At 70.3% G+C, this 22,095-nt stretch carries 18 protein-coding genes; 6 read left to right on the top strand and 12 right to left on the bottom strand.

The window, feature by feature from the left end; translation table 11 throughout:
• Nucleotides 1–313: 313 nt before the first annotated feature.
• Nucleotides 314–583 carry a 30S ribosomal protein S15 gene (gene rpsO / locus AS029_RS09050; protein WP_013583433.1) on the bottom strand — a complete coding sequence of 90 codons (270 nt, stop codon included), beginning with the start codon at nucleotides 581–583 and terminating at the stop codon, nucleotides 314–316.
• Between the two features lie 189 nt (nucleotides 584–772).
• Here rpsO and AS029_RS09045 point away from each other — a divergent pair, with 189 nt between their 5' ends.
• The 3 genes from AS029_RS09045 to AS029_RS09035 all read left to right on the top strand — a co-directional run bounded on the left by AS029_RS09045 (nucleotide 773) and on the right by AS029_RS09035 (nucleotide 3,379).
• Complete coding sequence (locus AS029_RS09045; protein ID WP_058232261.1) at nucleotides 773–994, top strand: DUF167 domain-containing protein; 222 nt, start codon at nucleotides 773–775, stop codon at nucleotides 992–994.
• Nucleotides 991–2,295 (top strand): MFS transporter, encoded by a 1,305-nt coding sequence (locus AS029_RS09040; RefSeq protein ID WP_058232260.1) that lies wholly within the window; start codon nucleotides 991–993, stop codon nucleotides 2,293–2,295. The genes AS029_RS09045 and AS029_RS09040 overlap by 4 nt, the downstream gene beginning before the upstream one ends.
• 136 nt (nucleotides 2,296–2,431) lie before the next feature.
• The gene (locus tag AS029_RS09035; protein WP_058232259.1) at nucleotides 2,432–3,379 is read left to right on the top strand and encodes a DMT family transporter; all 948 of its coding nucleotides are present in this window, start codon (nucleotides 2,432–2,434) and stop codon (nucleotides 3,377–3,379) included.
• Between the two features lie 125 nt (nucleotides 3,380–3,504).
• On the opposite strand, the gene AS029_RS09030 is transcribed toward AS029_RS09035, so the two are convergent.
• The 3 genes from AS029_RS09030 to AS029_RS09020 all read right to left on the bottom strand — a co-directional run bounded on the left by AS029_RS09030 (nucleotide 3,505) and on the right by AS029_RS09020 (nucleotide 5,909).
• Entirely contained in the window at nucleotides 3,505–4,065 is a 561-nt protein-coding gene (locus tag AS029_RS09030; RefSeq protein WP_058232258.1) for a YceI family protein, read from the bottom strand.
• Between the two features lie 150 nt (nucleotides 4,066–4,215).
• Nucleotides 4,216–4,581: an FKBP-type peptidyl-prolyl cis-trans isomerase gene (locus tag AS029_RS09025; RefSeq protein WP_013583439.1), complete on the bottom strand. Its 366-nt coding sequence runs from the start codon at nucleotides 4,579–4,581 to the stop codon at nucleotides 4,216–4,218.
• Nucleotides 4,582–4,748: 167 nt separating this feature from the next.
• Nucleotides 4,749–5,909: a PrsW family intramembrane metalloprotease gene (locus AS029_RS09020; RefSeq protein ID WP_058232257.1), complete on the bottom strand. Its 1,161-nt coding sequence runs from the start codon at nucleotides 5,907–5,909 to the stop codon at nucleotides 4,749–4,751.
• A gap of 85 nt (nucleotides 5,910–5,994) precedes the next feature.
• Here AS029_RS09020 and AS029_RS09015 point away from each other — a divergent pair, with 85 nt between their 5' ends.
• A complete protein-coding gene (locus tag AS029_RS09015; RefSeq protein WP_058232256.1) occupies nucleotides 5,995–6,861 on the top strand; it encodes a fumarylacetoacetate hydrolase family protein in 867 nt (288 codons plus the stop codon).
• A 317-nt stretch (nucleotides 6,862–7,178) separates the two neighbouring features.
• Here AS029_RS09015 and AS029_RS09010 read toward each other — a convergent pair whose 3' ends face one another.
• The 4 genes from AS029_RS09010 to AS029_RS08995 form a co-directional block, all read right to left on the bottom strand.
• Nucleotides 7,179–8,642 carry an aspartate ammonia-lyase gene (locus tag AS029_RS09010; protein WP_058232255.1) on the bottom strand — a complete coding sequence of 488 codons (1,464 nt, stop codon included), beginning with the start codon at nucleotides 8,640–8,642 and terminating at the stop codon, nucleotides 7,179–7,181.
• 302 nt (nucleotides 8,643–8,944) lie between these two features.
• Nucleotides 8,945–9,844, bottom strand: coding sequence for a phosphodiesterase (locus AS029_RS09005; protein WP_058232254.1), 900 nt, complete (start codon nucleotides 9,842–9,844; stop codon nucleotides 8,945–8,947).
• Nucleotides 9,845–10,050: 206 nt separating this feature from the next.
• On the bottom strand, nucleotides 10,051–10,380 hold the full coding sequence (locus tag AS029_RS09000) for a hypothetical protein (RefSeq protein WP_058232253.1): 330 nt from the start codon (nucleotides 10,378–10,380) through the stop codon (nucleotides 10,051–10,053).
• On the bottom strand, nucleotides 10,380–11,597 hold the full coding sequence (locus tag AS029_RS08995; RefSeq protein WP_058232252.1) for an inorganic phosphate transporter: 1,218 nt from the start codon (nucleotides 11,595–11,597) through the stop codon (nucleotides 10,380–10,382). The genes AS029_RS09000 and AS029_RS08995 overlap by 1 nt, the downstream gene beginning before the upstream one ends.
• A gap of 209 nt (nucleotides 11,598–11,806) precedes the next feature.
• Between AS029_RS08995 and AS029_RS08990 the strand changes: the two genes are divergently transcribed.
• A complete protein-coding gene (locus AS029_RS08990; RefSeq protein WP_058232251.1) occupies nucleotides 11,807–13,921 on the top strand; it encodes a S9 family peptidase in 2,115 nt (704 codons plus the stop codon).
• Nucleotides 13,922–14,207: 286 nt separating this feature from the next.
• The gene (locus AS029_RS08985) at nucleotides 14,208–15,053 is read left to right on the top strand and encodes an endonuclease domain-containing protein (RefSeq protein WP_058232250.1); all 846 of its coding nucleotides are present in this window, start codon (nucleotides 14,208–14,210) and stop codon (nucleotides 15,051–15,053) included.
• Nucleotides 15,054–15,186: 133 nt separating this feature from the next.
• Here the strand turns inward: AS029_RS08985 and AS029_RS17595 are convergent, their stop codons facing one another.
• The 4 genes from AS029_RS17595 to AS029_RS08970 form a co-directional block, all read right to left on the bottom strand.
• Nucleotides 15,187–15,345, bottom strand: coding sequence for a hypothetical protein (locus tag AS029_RS17595; protein ID WP_167345253.1), 159 nt, complete (start codon nucleotides 15,343–15,345; stop codon nucleotides 15,187–15,189).
• 97 nt (nucleotides 15,346–15,442) lie between these two features.
• Complete coding sequence (locus AS029_RS08980; RefSeq protein ID WP_058232249.1) at nucleotides 15,443–16,471, bottom strand: 6-phosphofructokinase; 1,029 nt, start codon at nucleotides 16,469–16,471, stop codon at nucleotides 15,443–15,445.
• A 463-nt stretch (nucleotides 16,472–16,934) separates the two neighbouring features.
• Nucleotides 16,935–19,094 carry a DEAD/DEAH box helicase gene (locus tag AS029_RS08975; RefSeq protein ID WP_058232248.1) on the bottom strand — a complete coding sequence of 720 codons (2,160 nt, stop codon included), beginning with the start codon at nucleotides 19,092–19,094 and terminating at the stop codon, nucleotides 16,935–16,937.
• A 300-nt stretch (nucleotides 19,095–19,394) separates the two neighbouring features.
• Nucleotides 19,395–21,941 carry a heavy metal translocating P-type ATPase gene (locus AS029_RS08970; RefSeq protein WP_058232247.1) on the bottom strand — a complete coding sequence of 849 codons (2,547 nt, stop codon included), beginning with the start codon at nucleotides 21,939–21,941 and terminating at the stop codon, nucleotides 19,395–19,397.
• Nucleotides 21,942–22,095 lie beyond the last annotated feature (154 nt).

Genomic DNA, 22,095 nt, shown 5'->3' with positions numbered 1-22,095 from the left:
CAGCGGGAGACGCCGCCCGGAGACGACCGCGATTTGCGCAGGCGTCAAGCGCGGCTTGCGCGGGGGTCGGACGCGCTCGGTGCCGCGAGAAACGCCGTCTCGTGCGAGACACGCCTCGACAGGGCGTTTTTCGCACGGGGCGGCGTTTGTCGCGGAGCGGGACGCCGCGCGGTGGCGGCGCGAAGGGCGACAGCGCGACAAAACCCCGCGCAGCGCGGGTGTCGCGCGGGCGAGCGTCCCGAAACGCCGAAGGCCGCCCCACACCGTGGGGCGGCCTTCCAAGAATGTTTTGCGCGATAGAACGCTGGTGCGATTAGCGACGCAGACCGAGACGCTCGATGAGCGAGCGGTAACGGTTGATGTCGACGTCCTGCAGGTAACCCAGCAGGCGACGGCGCTGACCGACGAGCAGGAAGAGTCCACGGCGCGAGTGGTGGTCGTGCTTGTGGATCTTGAGGTGCTCGGTCAGGTCTTTGATGCGCTGCGTCATCATCGCGACCTGCACCTCGGGGGATCCGGTGTCACCGGGGTGCGTCGCGTACTCTTCGATGATCGCCTTCTTGACGTCTGCTTCGAGTGCCATAGATGGGATCCCCTTCCTTCTCATTGCGCGGCGCCCGTCACACGATGTGCGAGCTCTCTTTATCCGCGGCCGATCGAACGGCAACCGCATGAGTATACCAGCATCCGGATGCCATGAACGCAGCGCCCGGCAACGCCCCCGTCCGGTCACCCGCGGTCCGATGTCGTAGGCCTGGCGTAGCCTCGATCCGTGCAGCTCACCGTTCGCGTCAAGCCCGGAAGCCGCCGCGGTCCCCTCGTCGAAGACACCGCCGACGGCCTCGTCGTCCACGTGCGCGAGCGTGCGGTCGACGGCGCCGCGAACGCCGGGGTCGTGAAGGCCCTCGCCACCCACTTCGCCGTCGCGCCCCGCGACATCGAGATCCTCCGCGGCCACACGGCTCGGGTGAAGCGCGTCGAGGTCGACGCGTGAGCGTGCGCCAGAGCGCGTTTATCGACCTGCGTCCGCTCACCACCTCCCCGGCGTTCGCACGCTTGTGGATCGGGTCGACGCTGGCGGGGCTCGGCGGCCAGCTCACGGTCGTCGCCGTCATGCTGCACGTGTTCGAACTGACCCAGAGCACCTTCGCGGTATCGATGATCGCGGTGGCGGGGCTGCTGCCGATGATCGTCGCGGGCCTGTACGGCGGCATGCTCGCCGACGCCTTCGACCGGCGCACCGTGGCCCTGCTCGCGGCGGTGGTGACGTTCGCGTCCACCGCTTTGCTCGCGGTCCTGGCGTGGTCGGGGCTCGAGACGGTGGGCTGGCTCTTCGTGCTCAGCGTGGTGAATTCTGCCGCGAACTCCATCGTCATGGCGACGAAGTCGGCCATCACCCCGCGCCTGATCCCCCGAGACCTCCTGCCCGCCGCTGCGGCGTTGCAGGGGGTGACCGTCGGCATCATGGTGATGGCCGGCCCCGCCCTCGCCGGAGTGCTCGTGGCGTTCGCCGGCTACGCCTGGACGTACTCGCTCGATGTGCTGCTCATGACCTCGCTGTTCCTGGGGCTGTGGTCTCTACCGAGACTCCGACCGGAGGGCGAGGTGGTGCGGCCCGGCCTGGAGTCGTTGCGCGACGGTATCCGCTTCCTGAAGCGCGCGCCGAACATCCGGCTGCAGTACATCCTCGACATCATCGCGATGACGTTCGGACAACCCGTCGCCCTCTTCCCTGCCATCGGTGCCGTCCTGCTCGGCGGCGGCGCCATCACCACCGGTGTGCTCACGGCGGCCGTCGCGGCGGGGGCGTTCCTGTCGAGCCTGTTCTCGGGCCCGATCGGACGCGTGCGCCGACAGGGCCTCGGAATCGAACGCGCGATCCAGGTCTACGGGCTGTCCATCGGCGCCTTCGGGCTCGTCCTGCTCGCCGCCACCCTCGGCTGGCTGCGCCCCGACATCGTCGACGAGTCCCACGCCGCCGTCGCGCTCATCGTGCTGGCCGCCCTCGTCCTCGCCGTCTCGGGTGCCGCCGACAACGTCAGCGCGATCTATCGCTCGACCATGATGCAGGCGGCGGTTCCGGATGCCATGCGCGGCCGCCTCCAGGGCATCTTCATCGTCGTGGTGGCCGGTGGCCCACGCGTCGGCGCCCTTTACGCCGGCACGCTCGCCACGATCGCCGCACTCTGGGTTCCACCGCTGTTCGGCGGCATCCTCATCCTCGGCCTGGTCGGCACGCTCGTGAGGTTCTCCCCCCGTTTCCGCCACTACGACGCCCTCGATCCGCAGCCCTGACGCCGTGCGACGACGCTGACCGGTGCGATGAGCGACACAGCGATCCGGCACCGCCTTGCTCCCGGTACGGCACCCGCAAAGACAAGACTGCCGACCATCGGCGGATTCCGGCCGTCGCACTCGCTCGGCCCGCGCGATGTCGCGGGTCGGTTCTAGGGTCGGAGACGTGGCATCCCGACCTCCCTCGTCCCCCGTCAGCGTCACCGTGCAGTTCGTGCTGGCCGGCATCGTGTGGGGCTCGAGCTTCCTCTTCATCGCGGTCGCACTGACGGGCATGACGCCGGCGCAGGTTGCGGGCGGGCGCCTGTTCTTCGGCGCGGTCACACTCGCGGCGATCGTCGCGATCCGTCGGGAGCGTCTCCCACGGGGGCGACGGATCTGGGCGCACCTCTGCCTGCTCGGCCTGACGTTCTGCGTCATCCCGTTCCTGCTGTTCGCGTGGGCGGAGCAGCACGTCCCGTCGGGACTCGCGAGCATCTTCAACGCGACGACCCCGATCATGACCGCGATCATGGCGTGGGCGGTGTTCCGCGTCGAGAGCCTGAAGGTGGGCCAGCTGACGGGCATCGCCGTCGGCATCGTCGGGGTGGTCGTGATCATCGCCCCGGGCGCCGTCGGCGAGATCGCCGACAGCACCGTCGCGCAGCTCGCCCTGCTGGGCGCCACCGCCTGTTATGGCTTCAGCCTCGCCTACATGCGTCGATTCCTCGGTGATACGGGACTGTCGGGGATCTCCCTCGCCTTCGGGTACATCGCGCCTGCTGCGGCCCTCATGGTGCTGCTGTCGCCGGTGATCCTGGCCGAGCCGATGCGGCTCACGCCGCCCGTCGTCGGCAGCATCGTCACGCTCGGCGTCCTCGGCACCGGCTTCGCCTACGTCTGGAACCAGAACGTGTTGCGTGCCTGGGGCCCGACGCGGGCCTCGACCGTCACGTACATCACGCCGGTGGTCGGGGTGGCGCTCGGCATCCTGATCCTGGGCGAGCGCATCTCCTGGAACGAGCCGGTGGGGGCCGCGGTCGTGTTCGTCGGGATCCTGCTCGTGCAGCAGCGGATCCGCCTGCCGCATCGCGCCCGTACCTGACGGCCGCGAGTCCTCGCCCCGCGCCCCACTCGCTCGCCTGTTCGGCGGAGACGACGACGGCCCCGGATGCCGAAGCATCCGGGGCCGTCGGAGGGAACCGTCCCGCAGCGCGCGCTGCGGATCGATCAGGCCTGGAGCGCGAGCTGCAGGTCGAGCTCGATGGTGACGTCCTTGCCGACGAGCACGCCGCCGGTCTCGAGCGCGGCGTTCCAGGTGAGGCCGAAGTCCTCGCGGTTGACGACCGTCTTCGCGGTCGCGCCGGCCTTGTAGTTGCCCCACGGGTCGGTGCCGAAGCCGCCGAAGTCGAGCGCGAAGGTGGCGGGCTTGGTGATGCCGCGGATGGTCAGGTCGCCGTCGACGAGGAAGTCGCCGTCTTCGAGACGAACGCCGGTGGAGCGGAAGTCCATCGTCGGGTAGGTCTCGACGTCGAAGAACTCGGCCGACCGCAGGTGCTGGTCGCGGCCCTCGTCCTTGGTGTCGACGGAGGTGACGTCGACGGAGGCCTCGACGGTGGCCTCGAGCGGGTTCTCGGGGGCGACGATGGTCGCGCTCTTCATGCCGAAGGTGCCGCGGACCTTCGAGATCATCATGTGGCGCACCGAGAAGGTGACCTCGCTGTGCGACGGGTCGAGAACCCAGGTGCCCGCCTTGTAGCCGGGGATGTCGAGGGTGGTGGTGTCGGTCATGTCACTCCTTGAGGTCTGGGGAGCCGTGTCGGCGTCCTGCCGAGCATCAACTCCCATTCACACGAATGTATTCCACGATCGAGGAAAACAACGAACCCGAGGAGGCCGCAGCCCCCTCGGGTTCGTGAACTCTCGATGAAGAAAGCCTGGTCAGCCGACCTTGAGCAGGTCGATGATGAAGATGAGGGTCTTGCCGCCCAGGAAGTGTCCGCCGGCGGGACCGTAGGCCAGGTGCGGAGGGATGACGAGCTCGCGGCGTCCCCCGACCTTCATGCCCGGGATGCCGTCCTGCCAGCCCTGGATCAGGCCGCGGAGGGGGAACTGGATGCTCTCGCCACGACCCCACGAGGAGTCGAACTCTTCACCCGATTCGTACTCGACACCGGCGTAGTGCACGGTGACGGTGTCGCCGGGCTTGGCCTCGTCGCCGTCGCCGACGATGATGTCGCGGATGACGAGGTCGGAGGGGGCGGGGCCGCTGGGAGCGTCGAACTCCGGCTTGGTGCGATCAGTCATGCCTCCATCCAAGCACGCCGACGCCACTCGCGAAGCCCCTGGACAACGCCCCCGGAGAAAGACTCAGCGCCCGGTGCCGCGGCGATGCCTGCGTGTCTCCCGGGCGCTGAGTTGGCCTACATCGATGGTGCGCTCACCCGGCCGCGGTGTCAAGACCCGCGCCGCGGTCAGCGACCGAGCAAAGCGGTGCGCGCCGCCATCGTGCGTTCCAGCAGATAGCGTTCGGTGGCCGGCGCGTGAGGGTCGCGACCCGACAGCGAGCGCTGACGTGCGGCCGCGAGAGCCGTGGCATCCGCGATGAAGGTCTTCATCACCGCCGAGCGGTCACCGGGGAGGGTGCGCGCCCACGCCACGGCGGAGCGGCGGCCCGGCCCGGTCGCGAGCATGTCGACCTCTTGCGGGGTGAACCAGCCCGCTGTCGCGTACTCGCCGAGCCGCGCGCGCGTCAGCCGGGTCTCTTCTCGGCGCAGCGCCAGGATGCCGAGGATGAACAACACGAACAACGGCACCTGCAGCGCGGCGTAGAGCTCGAAGAAGTCGAAGAACGTGGCCGACCCGTTCCACAGGGCGTGGAGGACGATGGCCCCGATGACACCCGGGATGCCGTAACGGAGTGCGGCACCCGTGCTGAGCCCGCGCCGCGCGGCCAGGCCGAATGCGAAGCCCGTCAGGCAGGTGAACATCACGTGGGCGAAGGGCGACAGCACCGCCCGCAGGAAGAAGGTGCTCGCCACCTGCCCGGGGCCGCCCTCGAGGTAGCTGATGGCGAAGTACTGCACGTTCTCGGTGAGCGCGAAACCCGCACCGATGAGGGCGCCGTAGACGATGCCGTCGACGGGACCGTCGAAGGCGCGGCGCGCGAACGCGAAGATGAGCAGCACGCCGAGGCCCTTGGCGATCTCTTCGACGATCGGCGCCTGCACGACGGAGCTGAAGGCGGGCGGCAGGCCCCCGGTCACCAGTGTCACGAGCAGATCGACACCGAGGGCGATGACCACCGCAGCGATCGCTCCCCACGCCGTCGCGAAGATGAGCAGCCGACGCGGCTCCGGCTCCCACCGGTCGATGTAGCGCACCGCGACCCACACGATCACGAACGGGATCGCGGCGAGGACCAGGCCGATGAAGGATGCCGCGGTGCCCAGGAATCCGGTGAAGTACCGCACCAGCAGCGCGAGCAGGGGCACGAGGAGCACGGCGACCACCCACAGCGCCACACCCCCGCGCCGCGATCGCGGCGGAGCGGCGGACGCGGCCGCCTGCGGTGCCGCCGTGATGCGCGTGGCTTCACCCGAACCGGGTCGGGAGAACGGCGAGGGGGAACTCATGCGCACAGCCTAGATGCGGCCTCCGACATGGCATCCGGGGCTTGCGAGCTCCCCGGTTCCGCGCCCGCACGGGTAGCGTGGAGGCATGCGCTTCGCCCACGCCCAGTCCGAGGAAGGGGCCGAAGCCCCCCGTCTCATCTCCGTCCACGGCGAGGAGTTCGTCTTCGTCGACGCGCTCTTCGACGGCGCGCCGTCCACGCTCGAGCAGCTCATCGCCGGCGGCGACGCGCTGCTCGACCGCGTGCGCGAGGCCGCGCCGGCGGCACCGCGGCATCCCCTCCCCGGCATCCGATTCGCCTCGGCCGTGCTCGCTCCCCCCTCGATCCTCGCGGTGGGCCTGAACTACGCGGCCCACTCGGGCGAGCTCGGGCTGAAGACCGATGCCGGCCCCACCGTCTTCGTGCTGTGGCCCAACTCGCTCACCGCCCACGAGGCCACCACCTCCTGGCCGCGCACGCTCAGCGAGGCCGTCGACTACGAAGCCGAGCTCGGCGTGATCATCGGCCGCCCCGGTCGCGACATCTCCGAGGCCGATGCTCTGCAGCACGTGTGGGGCTACACCGTCGTCAACGACATCACCGCCCGCAACATCCAGTTCTCCGAGGCGCAGTGGTCGCGCTGCAAGTCGTTCGACGGTTTCACCCCGACGGGTCCGTTCGTGGTCACGGCCGACGAGATCCCCGACCCGCAAGACCTGCACATCTGGACCGTCGTCGACGGACACACCGTGCAGGATGCCAGCACCGGCCAGATGGTGCGGTCGGTGGCGACCCTCATCCACAAGCTGTCGGAGTCGGTGACGCTCCTGCCCGGCACCCTCATCTCCACCGGCAGCCCCGGCGGCGCCGGCTACTCGCGCGACCCGCAGATCTTCCTGCGCGACCGCTCGACCGTGACCGTGGGCATCGACGGCATCGGCGAACTCACCACGCACTGCCGCATCCTCGACTGAGGCGAAGGCCCGGGGCGCGGGAGCACGGCGGGGCGCGGCGCCGAGCGGAGCGCGCGGGGCTGAAGCGCGGAGCGCGCGGGCGCTGGGCTGAAGCGCGGAGCGCGCGGGCACGGGGCTGAAGCGCGGAGCGCGCGGGCACATGCCTCGGCTCGAGACTGCACCTCGCTGGCACCTCGGTCGCAGGCCGCGAACGAGATGTCTGCGAGATGCCGTCTCGCGACGCGGCGCGAACGCACCGCACGCGCTGAGCGCGGGCCGACCGACGCGCGCTCAGCCCGGGCAGGTCGCCGCGCGCTCAGCGCCACGCGCTTAGCGCGTCACTCCTCGACGACGCTGTCGGCGGAACGGATGACGGGGATCGCCGCCGTGACCGTCTGCAGGCCCGACAGACGCGCGGGCGAGATCTGCTTCGTGACCTCATCGCGTGTCATGAGCCCCGCCTCGACCACGAGATCGGCGACGTTGCGGTGCGTCAGCAGCGCCGTCTTGGCGAGGGCCGCGGCCGCCGAGTAGCCGATGAACGGGGTCAGTGCCGTGACCACGCCGACCGAGGAGCCCACCATGGCCCCCAGTCGCTCGCGGTTGGCCGTGATGCCGTCGACGCAGTTGACCCGGAGCGTCCACATGGCCTGGCGCATCCAGGTGATCGACTGGTAGATCGAGTGAGCGATCACCGGCTCGAACGCGTTGAGCTGCAGCTGACCGCCTTCGACGGCCATGGTGACCGTCATGTCGGCGCCGACGACCGAGAAGGCGACCTGATTGACGACCTCCGGGATGACGGGATTCACCTTGCCCGGCATGATGCTCGACCCCGCCTGGCGGGGCGGGAGGTTGATCTCGCCGAGACCGGCCTGCGGACCGCTCGACAGCAGACGCAGGTCGTTGCAGATCTTCGACAGCTTCACGGCGTTGCGCTTGAGCGACGACGAGAACGACATGAACGCCCCCGTGTCACTCGTCGACTCGACCAGGTCGCTCGCGGTCTCGAGGTCGAGCCCGGTGATCGCCCGCAGGTGCCGCAGTACCGCTCCCCCGTAGCCGGCGTGCGCGGTGATGCCCGTGCCGATGGCGGTGGCCCCCATGTTGATCTCGTACATCAGGTACGCGTTCTCGGTGAGGCGGCTGTAGTCCTCGCCGAGGGTGGTCGCGAAGCCGTGGAACTCCTGCCCGAGCGTCATGGGAACGGCATCCTGCAGCTGGGTGCGGCCGACCTTCAAGACGTCGTGGAACTCCTCCGACTTGCGCAGGAACGACTGCCGCAGCAGCGCGAGCTCTTCGAGGAGGCTCTGCAGCGTGAGCGAGAGACCGATCTTGATCGCGGTCGGGTAGACGTCGTTCGTCGACTGGCTGCGGTTGGTGTCGTCGATCGGCGACAGGAAGGCGTAGTCGCCCTTCTCGCGGCCCGCCATCTCGAGGGCGATGTTGGTGATGACCTCGTTGGCGTTCATGTTCGTCGACGTGCCGGCGCCGCCCTGGATGACGCCGACGGTGAACTCGTCGTGGAACTCCCCGTCGATGACGCGCTGCGCCGCGCGGTCGATCAGATCGGCTTTGGCCTCGTCGAGGACACCGATCTCGGCATTGGCACGTGCGGACGCCTGCTTGACCATCGCGAGACCGCGCACGAGATCGGGATAGACCGAGATGGGGCGCTTGGCGATCGGGAAGTTCTCCAGCGCCCGCGCGGTGTGAATGCCCCAGTACGCGTCGGCGGGGATCTCGAGGGATCCGAGGGAGTCGGTCTCGGTACGGGTGCGCGTCAAAGCGTCCAGGGCCATGGGTACGTCCTTGTGGGTGTCACGGCGAGCAGGGATGCCACGAGCCTAACCACCGCTATCGGCCACCGCCCTGGCCGTCACGGCCTGCCGTCGGATCCGCACCGTCCGGCGCGTCTATTGCACCGCTTGGTCCGGCCGCTGCCGGTGCACCGAGCCGCTGGCGACGCATCAAGACGCTGGCGGCGCGCTCAGGTGCTGGCGGCGCGCTCGACGCTGGCGACGCATCGAGCCGCTGGCGTCGCCGCATTCAGACGCTGCCAGCGCGTCGCGCCGCTGCGACGACGACCGCACCGGACGCGTGCTTATCGCTTGCGTGAGAACGCCTCGAGCCGCTCGTCGGGGCTGAGCGCGGCCATGCGCGCCGTCCACTCGGGGGTGAAGTATCCCGACGCCTCCGCGTCGACGACCGGCACGACGGCGTGCGTGATCGTGTCGTGCCACACGTGCACGAGATGGAACGAGCGCCCGGCATCCATCCCGTTCACTTCGTCGGCGGGGCGGGCGAGATCCATCGTGTAGCAGGACGCGGCGGCCACGCTCACCGGAACCCCGGCGAAGGTCCCCGAGGTGGAGTAGTGCAGATGACCCGCGAGGATCGCGCGCACGTCGCTCCCCCGGATGGTATCGGCGAGACCGGGCTGATCGCGCAGCTCGAGGATGTCGAAGAACGGGATGTGCGTGGGAAGCGGCGGGTGATGCAGCGCCAGGATCGTGCCCAACGGGGCGGGCTCGGCGAGCTCGGCGCGCAGCCACGCCAGCTGCTCCGCGTCGAGGTCGCCGTGGTGCCACCCGGGAACGGTGGAATCGAGGGCGATGAGGCGGAGCCCATCGAGGTTCCAGACCCCGGTCACGGGCTCTTCGGTCGCCTCCGCGTCGAGCAGTTCTGCGCGCAGAGCCGGACGCTCGTCGTGATTGCCCGCGACCCACACCACCGGCGCACCGAGTCGCTCGGCCCACGGCTCCACCTCGGCCCGGAGCGCCTGGTAGGCCTCGGGTTCGCCGAGGTCGGTCAGGTCGCCGGTGAACACCACGGCATCCGGTCGCACACCGGTCGCCTCGGCGGCGCGCAGGGTGCGGCGCAGGTGCCGCGCGGTGTCGTATCGCTCGCCGAGCAGACGGTCGCCGCCCAGCAGGTGGGTGTCGCTGAGGTGGAGGATCACGCGCGCCGCGGGCGCGTGCTGACCGAACTGCACGGATGCCATGTCCTCAGCCTAGGAGGGGGTTCCGACATCGCGTCCGGTGCGCCCGCGCGGAGACGCCGTGAGGGGCGCGCCCGCGCGGAAAGATCGTGGCGGGCGGCCACGCGACCTCGTGGCGGGCGCGCCCGCGCGGCGACCTCGAGACGCCACAGACCGCGTCCGGCGGATGCGGCCGATGGCCTCACGAGTGGAAGGGCACCGGCATCCGATCAGTGGTTGAAGAGGATGAGCAGCAGCGCGCCGATCACCGCCGCCGCGCACACCGCGAAGCACGCGTAGGCGCCCAGGAGCGACAGGCGCTTCTGCCCCTCGCCGAGGGGGTTCTTCTTCGCTGCTTTCGCGACGGCCTTCTCATGACGGCGCCGCTGCTTGTCGGAGAGCACCGTGATGGCATCCGTGAACTCCGCCGGTGCCACCAGCGGCGGCCGCCCGCCGCGCACGAGCAGGCGCAGGCCCAGGGCGTAGAACGTCACGACGATCGAGGCGCCCAGCAGGGCGGCGACGAAGACCTGCAGGAAGGCTTCCCAGTTGATGAGCATCAGGCGTCCTTCCCGGCCTTCGCGCGGTCGAGGCGACGCTGGCGACGCGTGGGCCCGGGCTTGCGGGGCACCTTGACCGCCGCTCCCGAGTCGGCGACCTCGCTCATGGCGTTGGCCGACGTGACCGAGTCGCGGCGCGAGCGAAGGAAGAGCCCCAGGATGATCACGACCGCGATGACCGCGTCGACGGCGACGCCCCAGCCGCCCAGCCACACCACGATCAGCGCCGCCGCCGCGCCCACGGCACCGGCCGCGGGAAGGGTCAGCACCCAGCCGACCATGATGCGCCCCACGGTGTTCCATCGCACGGTCGATCCGCGGCGGCCGAGGCCCGATCCGATGACCGATCCCGAGGCGACCTGCGTGGTCGACAGGGCGAAGCCGAGGGCACTGGATGCCAGGATGGTCGCCGCCGTCGACGTCTCGGCCGAGAAGCCCTGGGCGGGCTTGACGTCGGTCAGGCCCTTGCCGAGAGTGCGGATGATGCGCCAGCCTCCCATATAGGTGCCGAGGGCGATCGTGATCGCGCAGGCGAAGACCACCCACAGCTGCGGGTCGGGGTTCGATGTCGACTGCCAGCCCACCGTGATGAGGGCCAGGGTGATGACGCCCATCGTCTTCTGCGCGTCGTTGGTGCCGTGGGCGAGGGCGACCAACGACGACGTGAAGATCTGCCCCCAGCGGAAGCCGTCGCGCCCGTCGGCCTTCATGTCGTAGCGACGGGTGACGCCGTAGGCGATCTTCGTGACGGTGAAGGCGATGATGCCCGCCGTCAGGGGCGCGATGAGCGCCGGCAGGATCACCTTGCTCAGCACCACGCCCGTGTCGATCGCGCTCACCCCGACGCCCACCAGCGTCGCGCCGATCAGTCCGCCGAAGAGGGCGTGCGACGAGCTCGACGGGAGCCCCAGGAGCCAGGTCAGCATGTTCCACGTGATCGCACCGATGAGGCCGGCGAAGATGATCGGCGGGAAGATGTCGGGACTCAACTGGTCTTCGCGGATCATGCCGCCCGAGATGGTCTTGGCGACCTCCGTCGACAAGAAGGCGCCGACGAGGTTGAGGCACGCGGCGAGTAGGACCGCCACCTTGGGCTTCAGCGCACCGGTCGCGATGGGGGTGGCCATCGCGTTCGCGGTGTCGTGGAAGCCGTTGGTGAAGTCGAAGAAGAGTGCCAGCGCGATGACCAGCACGATGATGAGGGCTGCGCTCTCCACCGTTCGCTTTCCGTGAGAAGGAAGAAGGGATGCCGACGGGACCGGCGTGACGAACGAAGAGTTCACCTGGAGTTCGACACTCGTTCAACGAGGTCGCGACGACATCCTTTCACCGGCGGCGGCGATGGTCAAACGCGCACGGCGTGGGCGGCGCGGCATCCGGAGCGTCCTCTCGGGCCGATGTCGGAACGGCGGACTACCGTGGAACGGTGACCGACCTCCAGCACCAGCCGACCCCGCCCGTCACCGAACGCCGCCCCGCGCCGCGCACCCACCACGGCGACACGTTCGACGACCCGTACGAGTGGCTCCGCGCGAAAGACGACGCCGAGGTCGTCGCCCACCTCGAGGCCGAGAACGCCTACACGACGGCGCGCACCGCCGCGCTGGGTCCGCTGCGCGACGCGATCTTCGGCGAGATCAAGGGTCGCACCCTCGAGACCGACCTGTCGGTCCCCGCCCGACGCGGCGACTGGTGGTACTACGGCCGCACCGTGGCGGGAGCGCAGTACGGCATCCAGTGCCGCGCGCCGCTCGACTCCCCCGACGACTGGACCCCGCCGACCCTCTCCCCCGACCGACCCGTCCCCGGCGAGCAGGTGCTCTTCGACGGAAACATCGAGGCCGAGGGCACCGACTTCTTCTCGCTCGGCAGTTTCGAGGTCTCCCGCGACGGCACGCGCATGCTCTACGGCATCGATGTCGCCGGCGACGAGCGTTACACCCTGCGGGTTCGCGACCTCGCCACCGGTGAGACGCTCCCCGATGAGATCCCCGACACGTTCTCGGGCGCCTCCTTCTCGCCCGACGGCCGCTTCATCGTCTACACCACGGTCGACGACGCCTGGCGGCCCGACACCGTGTGGCTGCACGAGATCGGCACCCCCGTCGATGCCGACGTGAAGCTCTTCCACGAGAGCGACGACCGCTACTGGGTCGGCGCCGACTTCACCCGCAGCGACCGCTACCTCGTCATCGAGATGGGCTCGTCGATCACGAGCGAGGAGTGGATCCTCGACGCCGACGACCTCCGCGGCGAGCCGCGCGTGGTGTGGCCGCGGCGGGAGGGCGTCGAGTACTCCTCCTCGCACGCCGTGGTCGACGGCGAAGACGTGCTCTTCATCCTGCACAACGACGGCGCCCTCGATTTCGAGCTCGTGCGGGTCTCGGCATCCGACCCCCAAGGGGCGCGCGAGACGGTCATCGCGCACCGCACCGGCCATCGGCTCCTGGGCGTCGACACGTTCCGCGACTGGGGCGTGGTCGGCTACCGCCGCGACGGCCTCGCGCGCCTGGGCATGCTGTCGTACACCGACGGCGCGGTGACCGAGATCGCGTTCGACGAGCCGCTGTACAGCGTCGGAACGGGCGGCAACCCCGAGTGGGCTCCCCCGGTGCTGCGCCTCGGCTACGGCTCGTTCGTCACCCCCGGCACGGTGTACGACTACGTCGTCGACTCCGGCGAGCTGCTGCTGCGCAAGCGTCAGCCGGTGCTCGGGGGCTTCGACCCGGCCGATTACGGGCAGGCCCGCGTCTGGGCCCCGGCGGAAGACGGCACCGAGGTGCCCGTGTCGCTGGTGTGGAAGCGCTCGTTCGGTGAGCCCGGCACGTCCCCTCGCCCCGTGCACCTCTACGGCTACGGCTCCTACGAGCACTCGATCGAGCCCGGCTTCTCGGTGCCGCGTCTGTCGCTGCTCGACCGCGGCGTCGTCTTCGCCGTCGCCCACGTGCGCGGCGGCGGCGAGATGGGTCGCCAGTGGTACGAAGACGGGAAGCTGCTCGCCAAGCGCAACACCTTCACCGACTTCGTCGCCGCGGCGCGTCACCTCGTGGATGCCGGGTACACCACCCCCGATCGCGTCGTCGCCGAGGGCGGCAGCGCGGGCGGTCTGCTCATGGGCGCGGTCGCGAATCTCGCGCCCGAGCTGTTCGCCGGCATCCTGGCCGATGTGCCGTTCGTCGACGCGCTCACGACGATCCTCGACCCGTCGCTGCCGCTCACCGTCATCGAGTGGGACGAGTGGGGCGACCCGCTCCACAACGCCGAGGTCTACGCATACATGAAGTCGTACTCGCCGTACGAGAACGTCCGCGACGGCGTCACCTATCCGCGGATCCTCGCGGTCACCTCGCTCAACGACACCCGCGTGCTGTACGTCGAGCCTGCCAAGTGGGTCGCGCGCCTGCGCGAGGTCGGCGCCGACGCGATGCTCAAGTGCGAGATGGTCGCCGGCCACGGCGGCGTCAGCGGCCGTTACAACGCCTGGCGCGAGCGCGCGTTCGAGCTGGCGTGGCTGCTCGACGTGCTCGGCCTCGCGGAGTAGGCGCGCGGTCCGCCCGAACCCGGTCCTCGAACGCCCCGCCGCTCCGAGCGGCGGGGCGTTCGGCGTCCCGGTTCCGGTCGACGCGTCACGAGAACAGGGGAAGTCACGGGAACAGGACGAAACGGGCCCATTCGTCCTGTTCTCGTCGCGTTTCCTGTTCTCGTGACGATCGGCGTAGCTCAACAGCCTTCGCAGCCCCTCCTCCCCAGGCCGCTGTTCTTCCCCGTCATCCCCATTTCATGGCGCCCGCAGATGACGGACGTCTCGCAGCCGCGAGCCTGATGCGATGACACCCGACCTGATCGCATGGTTGACGGGACGCGGCGGCGTCGCTCACACGTCCTCGGCTGCTGACGCGGGTTTCGGCCCGCGGGCGATCGCGGCGGCCGTGGCAGCGTCGGAAGTCGAACGCGTCCGGCGTTCCTGGATCGTCGCGCCCGATTGTCCGTCGAGCCGCAAGCGAGCGGCATCCGTCGGCGGCCGGTCGACCTGCGTGAGCGCCGCCCACGACATGGGCCTGTGGACACCGAGGAGCGAAGACGTGCACGTGTGGGTGCCCGCCACGGCCTCGCGGCTCGACGGCACAGGGATGCGACTGCATCGCGCCACTGCCCCCGTACCCCTCATCCGCACCGATGCCCTCGAGCCGCTGATCAACGTGCTGTTCCACGTCGCGCGCTGCCTTCCTCCCGTCGATGCTCTCGCCGTGTGGGAGTCCGCACTGCGGTCGAAGAAAGTCGATGCGGACACCCTGGCGGCGGTGGTCTGGCGATCGACCCGCGCATCGAGGTTCGCTCGCGTCGCGACGTTCCTCTCCGACTCGGGCCTCGAGACGCACTTCCGCGAGATGATGCGCGCGATCGGCGTCAGCCTGCGGCAGCAAGTGTGGATCGATGGGCACCCGGTCGATGCGGTGATCGGCGAGCGCCTCGCGATCCAGATCGATGGGTTCGCCTTCCACAGCTCACCGGCGGACCGACGCCGCGACATCCGCCAGGACGCCCGACTGCTTCTGCGCGGATACACCGTGTTGCGCTTCGACTACGTGCAGATCCTCTTCGAGCCCGATTACGTGATCGACACCGTCCGCCTCGCGATGGCACAGGGCCGCCACCTCGCCGTGGCTCGCTGAGCCGCCCAACCTCGTCGCCTCACGCGTCACGAGAACAGGGGATGCCACGAGAACAGGGCGAAACCACCCCGATCGCCCTGTTCCGGGCGCATCAGCCTGTTCTCCTGACAGCCGCCCACAGGACGCACGGGCTTCAGACCCGCAGCCCGACCCACCGACGCCGCAGCTCGACGCACCGACGCACCGCCCCCGCAGCCCGTCCATCCGACGCCGCACCCTTCCAGCGCCACGAGAACAGGGGATGCCACGAGAACAGGACGAAACCACCCCGATCGCCCTGTTCTGAACGCATCAGCCTGTTCTCGTGACAGCGCCGGGACGCCGCGTCGCGGCGCACAGCACGACGCCCCGCCCCGCGCGAAGCGGGACGGGGCGTCGAGGCGGCAGGCTCAGCCGAACAGCGCGGCGGCCTCCTCGTAGCGGTACAGGGGCACGCTGTTGAGCTCACCGAGAGCGTCGGCGAAGGGCACGCGCACGATGTCGGTGCCGCGCATCGCGACCATCTGACCCCAGGCGCCCTCGTGCAGCGCGTCGGCGGCGTGCAGACCCAGGCGGGTCGCGAGAACGCGGTCGAAGGCCGACGGCGATCCGCCGCGCTGGATGTGGCCGAGCACCGTCGCGCGGGTCTCGATGCCCGTCAGACGCTCGATCTCGGGTGCGAGCAGTTCGCCGATGCCGCCGAGACGGGGACGGTTGAAGGCGTCGAGCCCCTTGTCGCTGAACGCCTCGTCCATGCCGGTCAGCTTGAAGCCCTCCGAGACGACGACCAGCGGAGCGCGGCCGCGGTCGTGGGCGCGCGAGACCTGTTCGACGATCTCGTCGATCGACATCGGCACCTCGGGGATGCAGATGACGTGCGCACCCGCGGCGATACCCGCGTGCAGCGCGATCCAGCCGACGTGACGACCCATGACCTCGGCCACCATGCAACGCTGGTGGGAGTCACCGGTCGTGCGAAGGCGGTCCATGGCATCCGTCGCGATGTTGACGGCCGTGTCGAAGCCGAAGGAGTAGTCGGTGGCGCGCAGGTCGTTGTCGATCGTCTTGGGAACGCCGATCACGTTGATGCCGTCGTTCGACAGGCGGTCGGCCGCGGCCAGGGTGCCCTCGCCGCCGATTGCCAGGATGCCGTCGAGCCGGTGCCCGTACATCGTCTTGGAGATGTTCTCGGCGCCGCCGCGCGTGCCCTCGTAGGGGTTGGTGCGGCTCGTGCCGAGGATGGTGCCGCCGACCTTGGACAGCCCCTTCACCTCGTGACGCGTGAGGGGGAAGAAGTCGCCGTCGACGACGCCCCGCCACCCGTCGCGGATGCCGACGAACTCGATGTCGTAGTTGGTCGTGCCCTTGAGCACGACGCCACGGATGACCGCGTTGAGCCCGGGGCAATCGCCGCCGCTGGTCAGGATGCCGATCTTCATGGGCAGAGTCCTCAAGTGCTGTGGTTCGGGTGGAGGTCGGCGCCGTTGCCGTCTTCGACCCTATCGCCGCGGGCGGGACCGCTGCCACACGGTGACGGAGGGCCGATGGATGCCGAGACCCCGATGCCGATGTCCACTGCCGGCCCGCCGCACATGGCGTGACGAGCACACCGGATGCCGGATCACCGACGCCCCGATCGGCCGCGAACGGCGTGACGAGCGCGCCGGACGCAGAAACGCCGATGCGCAACCACCACCGGCGAAACGACCACACCGGACGCCGCGATCCGCCAGGATTCTTCCTCGCCTGCGTGACGAAAACAGGGGGTTGCGACGAAAACAGGCTGTTTCAGCCGAGATCGGCCTGTTCTCGTCGAACTCCCTGTTCTCGTGACGACGCCCGCCCCGCCAGGACGCACGAACGCCCCGGCGCCGAAGCACCGGGGCGTCCGCCACGCTAAGGTCAGGCCTTGCCGAGCGCCTGACGCAGCAGGTGCATGAGCGCGGACAGCTGCACCGAGTCGCTCGAGCCCGGCTCGATGGCCTGGCCGTCGAGGGCGCGGGCGGCGAGGCCCTCCTTCGAGTCGATGAGCTCGGCGATCTTCGTGTCGATCGTGTGCGCAGCGATGATGCGCCACGCCGTGACGGGCTCCTCCTGGCCGATGCGGTGCACGCGGTCGATCGCCTGCGTCTGCTCGGCGGCGGTCCACGACAGCTCGGCGAGAACGACGTTGGAGGCGGCCTGCATGTTGAGGCCGACGCCGGCGGCGGTCAGCGAACACACCGCGATGCCCACCTCGGGATCACCGTTGAACGCGTCGATCGCGGCCTGGCGCGCGGTGGAGGTCTGCTCGCCGCGCACCGACACGGCCTTGAGGCCGGAGGCCTTGAAGTGGGCCTCCGCGGCATCCATCACGTCGATGTGCTTCGCGAAGAAGACGACCTTGCCGACCGAGCGCTGGAGCTGCACGGCGTAGTCGGCAGCGAGGTGCGCCTTGGCCTGACCGATGCGGCGGACCATCGTGAACACGTTCTCGCTGCCCGAGCCCGCGGCCTTCGACTCCTCGAGCTCGCCGTGCGCCACGAGACGCACGATGTCGTCGTCGATCTCACCGGCAGCGAGGCCCCGGTCGCCGCGCGCCTCGATGATGCGGCGGTATTTCGATGCGAGGCGGGCGCCGAGTTCGCGCTCGGCCTGACGGATCGATCGGCCGTACTCGTCGTCGAGTTCGACGGGCAGGTCGGCCACGAGCTTGTCGGGCAGGTCGGCGGCGACGTCCTTCTTCTTGCGCCGCACGATGCCCATCGAGATGACCGCGTCACGCGCTTCGGGGTAGAACGCCTTGTCGGCGGGGGTCAGGCCCGTGGCATCCAGCTTCTCCATGAGCTCGGCACCGGGCTTCTCACCGTTCGTCCAGCCGAGGAAACGCCAGATCGCGTCGAAGTCCTCGACGTCGTTGATCAGCGGGGTACCGGTGAGGGCGAGCAGGAGCGGGTCGCGCGTCTGCTGACGGACACGGGATGCCAGGGCCAGCACGTTCTGCGAGCGCTGCGACGTGAGGTTCTTGATGAAGTGCGCCTCGTCGACGACGACGCCCTTCAGCCCGATCGACGACAGCCACGACAGGTGCCGGTCGAGGATCTCGTAGTTGACGATGAAGACGTCGGCGAAGGCGTCGATGTCGGCACCGCCGCCGGAGATGACGGTGGCGCGACGCTGCGGCGTCCACCGCTTCACCTCGCGGGCCCAGTTCATCTTCACGACGTTCGGGACGACGACCAGCAGCGGATACGCGTCGGCGACGGATGCCGCGAGCACCGACTCGGCGGTCTTGCCGAGGCCCGGCTCGTCGGCGAGCAGGAATGAGCGGTGCCCTTGGCGCACGGCCTCGAGGAAGCGCGACTGGTGCGGCATGACCTCGAGCCCGCGCGGCGACAGCCGGTCGAACTCGGGCACGGGCGGCAGCTCCATGCTGGCGGCCGACCCGCCGGCGCCGGTCTCGAAAGCCTTGTACAGGGGGCCCATGAGCTCCCAGCCGTCGAGGCGGCGTCGCGGGGCATCGCCGCTGGCGCGGGGGGTGAGGTCGGGCGCGAGGAACGGGTTCGCCATCTGGCGCGCCTCGATGGATGCCGGCACGACCTGCTTCTCGGCGAGCGCCGCCGGGACGACCGGGGCGATCTTGGGCGTGTTGTCGGTGATGATCAGCTCGTCGGGCGGCAGTTCGGCACCGGACTCGAGCAGCCAGTCCCGACGCATGCGGCGGGCGACGGGCGAGGTGGCCTGATCGACCTCGAGCAGCTGGATCAGGGAGGTGTCACGCGCGGCGGTCTTGGCGAGGATCGTCGCGACACCGTCGAGGCGCTTGAGCAGCTCGGCGCGGGCGGCATCGGTGATCTCGGTGTCGGCCTTGACCCGGGCGCGCTCCTCGCGCACGAGGAAGGCGATCACCTGGAACTTGACGCGGTTGGTGGGCCCGAGCTTGCCGCGCTGCGCCTTCGCCTCGACCTCGCGCACCTTGCGGGCGAGGATCGGGATGACGGGGGCTTCGTCGTCGCGTCGGGATGACGTGGTCTTTCTGCGCCGCTGGTTCGAGCTACGGGCGGCGGTTGCCGTGGTCGGCATGCTCCTCCTGAGCGTGTCGTCCGGATGACAATCCGGAGCGTCCGGCGTGTGCCGGTGGATCAGTGACCCCGGAATGCGTCGCACGAACCGCCGCCGAAGAAGCGGTGTCGGCGACCCGCGACGCGTCTACGCCGGAACGGCTCGCGAGACAGCGGATGTCGGGATCCTCTCCATTCTAGCGGCCTCGGCCGCCGATACGTCGGTCCTGAGCGGTTCGGGGCGCGTTTCGACGTTCGGGGCGGCATTTCTCCGCCCCGAACGGCCGATCCCGCCCCAAAACTGGGCCCCGGTTGGCCACCGTCACGCCGCCCGGCGCAGACGCAGGCTGTTCAGCACGACGAAGACGCTCGAGAACGCCATCGCCGCGCCCGCGAGCATCGGGTTGAGCAGTCCGAGAGCGGCCAGCGGCAGGGCGGCGACGTTGTACGCGAACGCCCAGAAGAGGTTGCCGCGGATGACCCGCATCGTGCGTCGGCTGAGGCGCACCGCGGTGACGATGCCGCGCGGGTCGTCGCGCATGAGGGCGACGTCGCTGGCGTGCAGCGCGGCATCCGTCCCCCCTCCCATCGCGATCCCGAGGTCAGCGGATGCCAACGCGGCGGCGTCATTGACCCCGTCGCCGACCATGGCGACGGTGCGTCCTTCGCCGCGCAGGGCCGCGATCTCGGCGAGCTTGCCCTCGGGCGGAACGCCCGCGCGGACGCGCTCGATGCCCAGTTCGGCCGCGACCGCTGCGGCGACGTGCGGATTGTCTCCGGTGAGGAGCACCGGCTCGAGCCCCATCGCGCGAAGCTCCGCGACGGCGCGGGCGCTCTCGGGCCGGACGGTGTCGGCGACCTCGATCACCGCCCGCGCCCGCATCGCCCCCGCGGCATCCGCCCATCCGGCGACGACCACCGTGCCGCGCTGCTCGCCGTCGGCGACCGCCGCGGCGAGCGCGTCCGGCAGCGCGGCCCCGAGCTCTGCCGCGAGTTCGGGACGCCCCGCGAACACGCGCACCCCGTCGACGGTGCCGACGACGCCTCGGCCGGGCAACGACTCGAGGTCCGTGGCAACGGGCCCCTCCCCCGCCGCCGCGACGATCGCGTGAGCGACGGGGTGCTCCGAACCGCGCTCCACCGCGGCGATGCGGCGCAGGGCGTCAGCGGCATCCTGGGACTCCGCCGGCGTGACGCGTGCAACGCTCATGCGACCCGAGGTCAGGGTGCCTGTTTTGTCGAGCACGATCGTGTCGATGCGCTCGGCCGATTCGAGGGCTGCGGGGCCGGTGACCAGGATGCCGAGCTGGGCGCCGCGGCCGGTGCCGACGAGGATCGCGATCGGCGTGGCGAGCCCCAGCGCGCAGGGGCAGGCGATGATGAGCACCGCCACGGCCGCGGTGAAGCCGGCCGCGACGGGCTGGCCGGCGACGATCCAGGCGACGAGTGTGAGCGCCGCCAGCACGATGACCACGGGCACGAACACGCCCGAGATGCGGTCGGCGAGGCGCTGCACCCGGCTCTTACCGAGTTGCGCGTCTTCGACCAGACGCGCGATGCGGGCGAGCCGCGTCTGCTCGCCGACGCCCGTGGCGCGCACCACGAGCCGGCCGCCCGACGCGATCGTGCCGCCCGTGACCGATGAGCCCGGACCCACGTCGACCGGCAACGATTCGCCGGTCAGCATGCTCTCGTCGACCGACGCGCGCCCCTCGAGCACCACACCGTCGGTGGCGACGGTGGCACCCGGGCGCACGACGAAGACGTCGTCCACGGCGAGCGCGTCGATGTCGATGCGGCGCCCGTCGGCGAGTTCGGCCTCGCGCGCCCCCAGATCGAGCAGGGCCCGCAGCGCTGCCCCCGCCCGGCGGGTGGATCGTTGCTCGATGACGCGACCGAGCAGCAGGAACACCGTCACCGCCGCCGCGACCTCGAAGTAGACCACCGACGTGGCGTCGTGCACGGGGCCGAACAGCATGACCTCGTGACGGATGCCGATGCGCCCGGCGCTGCCGAAGACGAGGGCCCAGACGCTCCAGAGGTAGGCGGCGAAGGTGCCCAGGGTGATGAGGGTGTCCATCGTGGCGGCGCCGTGGCGCGCGTTGCGCAGCGTCGCACGGTGGAAGGGCCATCCGCCCCACAGCACGATGGGGGTGGCGAGCACCAGCGACACCCACTGCCAGCCCGGGAACTGCCACGCCGGGATCATGCCCAGGGCGACCACCGGCACGGCGAGTCCGAGCGACACCCACAGGCGCACGCGGAGCGGGGTCGTGCCCGGAGCGTCGGCCGTGTCGTGCACGTGGACGTGCGCGTCGGCCGACGCGTGCTCGTGGGCGCCGGGTGCGGTGCTGTGGGCGCCGGAAAGGTTCTCGTCGCCCGACGCGTGTTCGTGGGCGCCGGCGGCGACCCCGTGTGTGCGAGCGGACTCGCGCTCGCCGGGGGCGAACGCCGCTGCCGGGTGAGGAGAGAGCGACGGAGCAGAAGCCGAGTCGAGCGGGCGGCCGGTCGTCGCGTCGATCTCGCCGCCCGGCGCCGGAACAGGCACGGCACGGGGCGCCGTCGTCTCGGCATCCCGAGTCGGTTCCGCGGTGGCCGACGAGGGGCCGCCGGTCGTGCGCGCCCCACCGCGCGCTCGCACGGTCGCGTCATAGCCCGCGGCCCGCACGGCGCCGACGAGCGCCGCGGTATCGAGCCCGGCGGGATACCGCACCCGGGCGGTCTCGGTCGCGAGATTCACGGCGGCCGTGACACCCTCGACGCGGCCCAGCCGTTTCTCGACCCGGGCGACGCAGCTCGCGCACGTCATGCCCTCGATGTCGAGCACCGCCTCGGCTGCGGGTGCGGTGGCATCCGTGTTCTCGCTCATGGCTTCCTCTCCGGTCACCTCGTCGCCAACAGGATACCCCCTGGGGGTATTCCTCGCCTGATCGCCCGACCCAATGCAGGAGTCTCGCCGGTCGAGTCATCGCTCGGCGCGTCGTGGTGCGCCACGGAGGCCGGATCTCCTGCGTCGTGTCCCG

Source organism: Microbacterium enclense, from assembly GCF_001456955.1.
Lineage (GTDB): Bacteria > Actinomycetota > Actinomycetes > Actinomycetales > Microbacteriaceae > Microbacterium > Microbacterium enclense.
The sequence above is the reverse complement of the archived record's forward strand: the minus strand, read 5'-3'. Positions and strand labels throughout refer to the sequence as shown.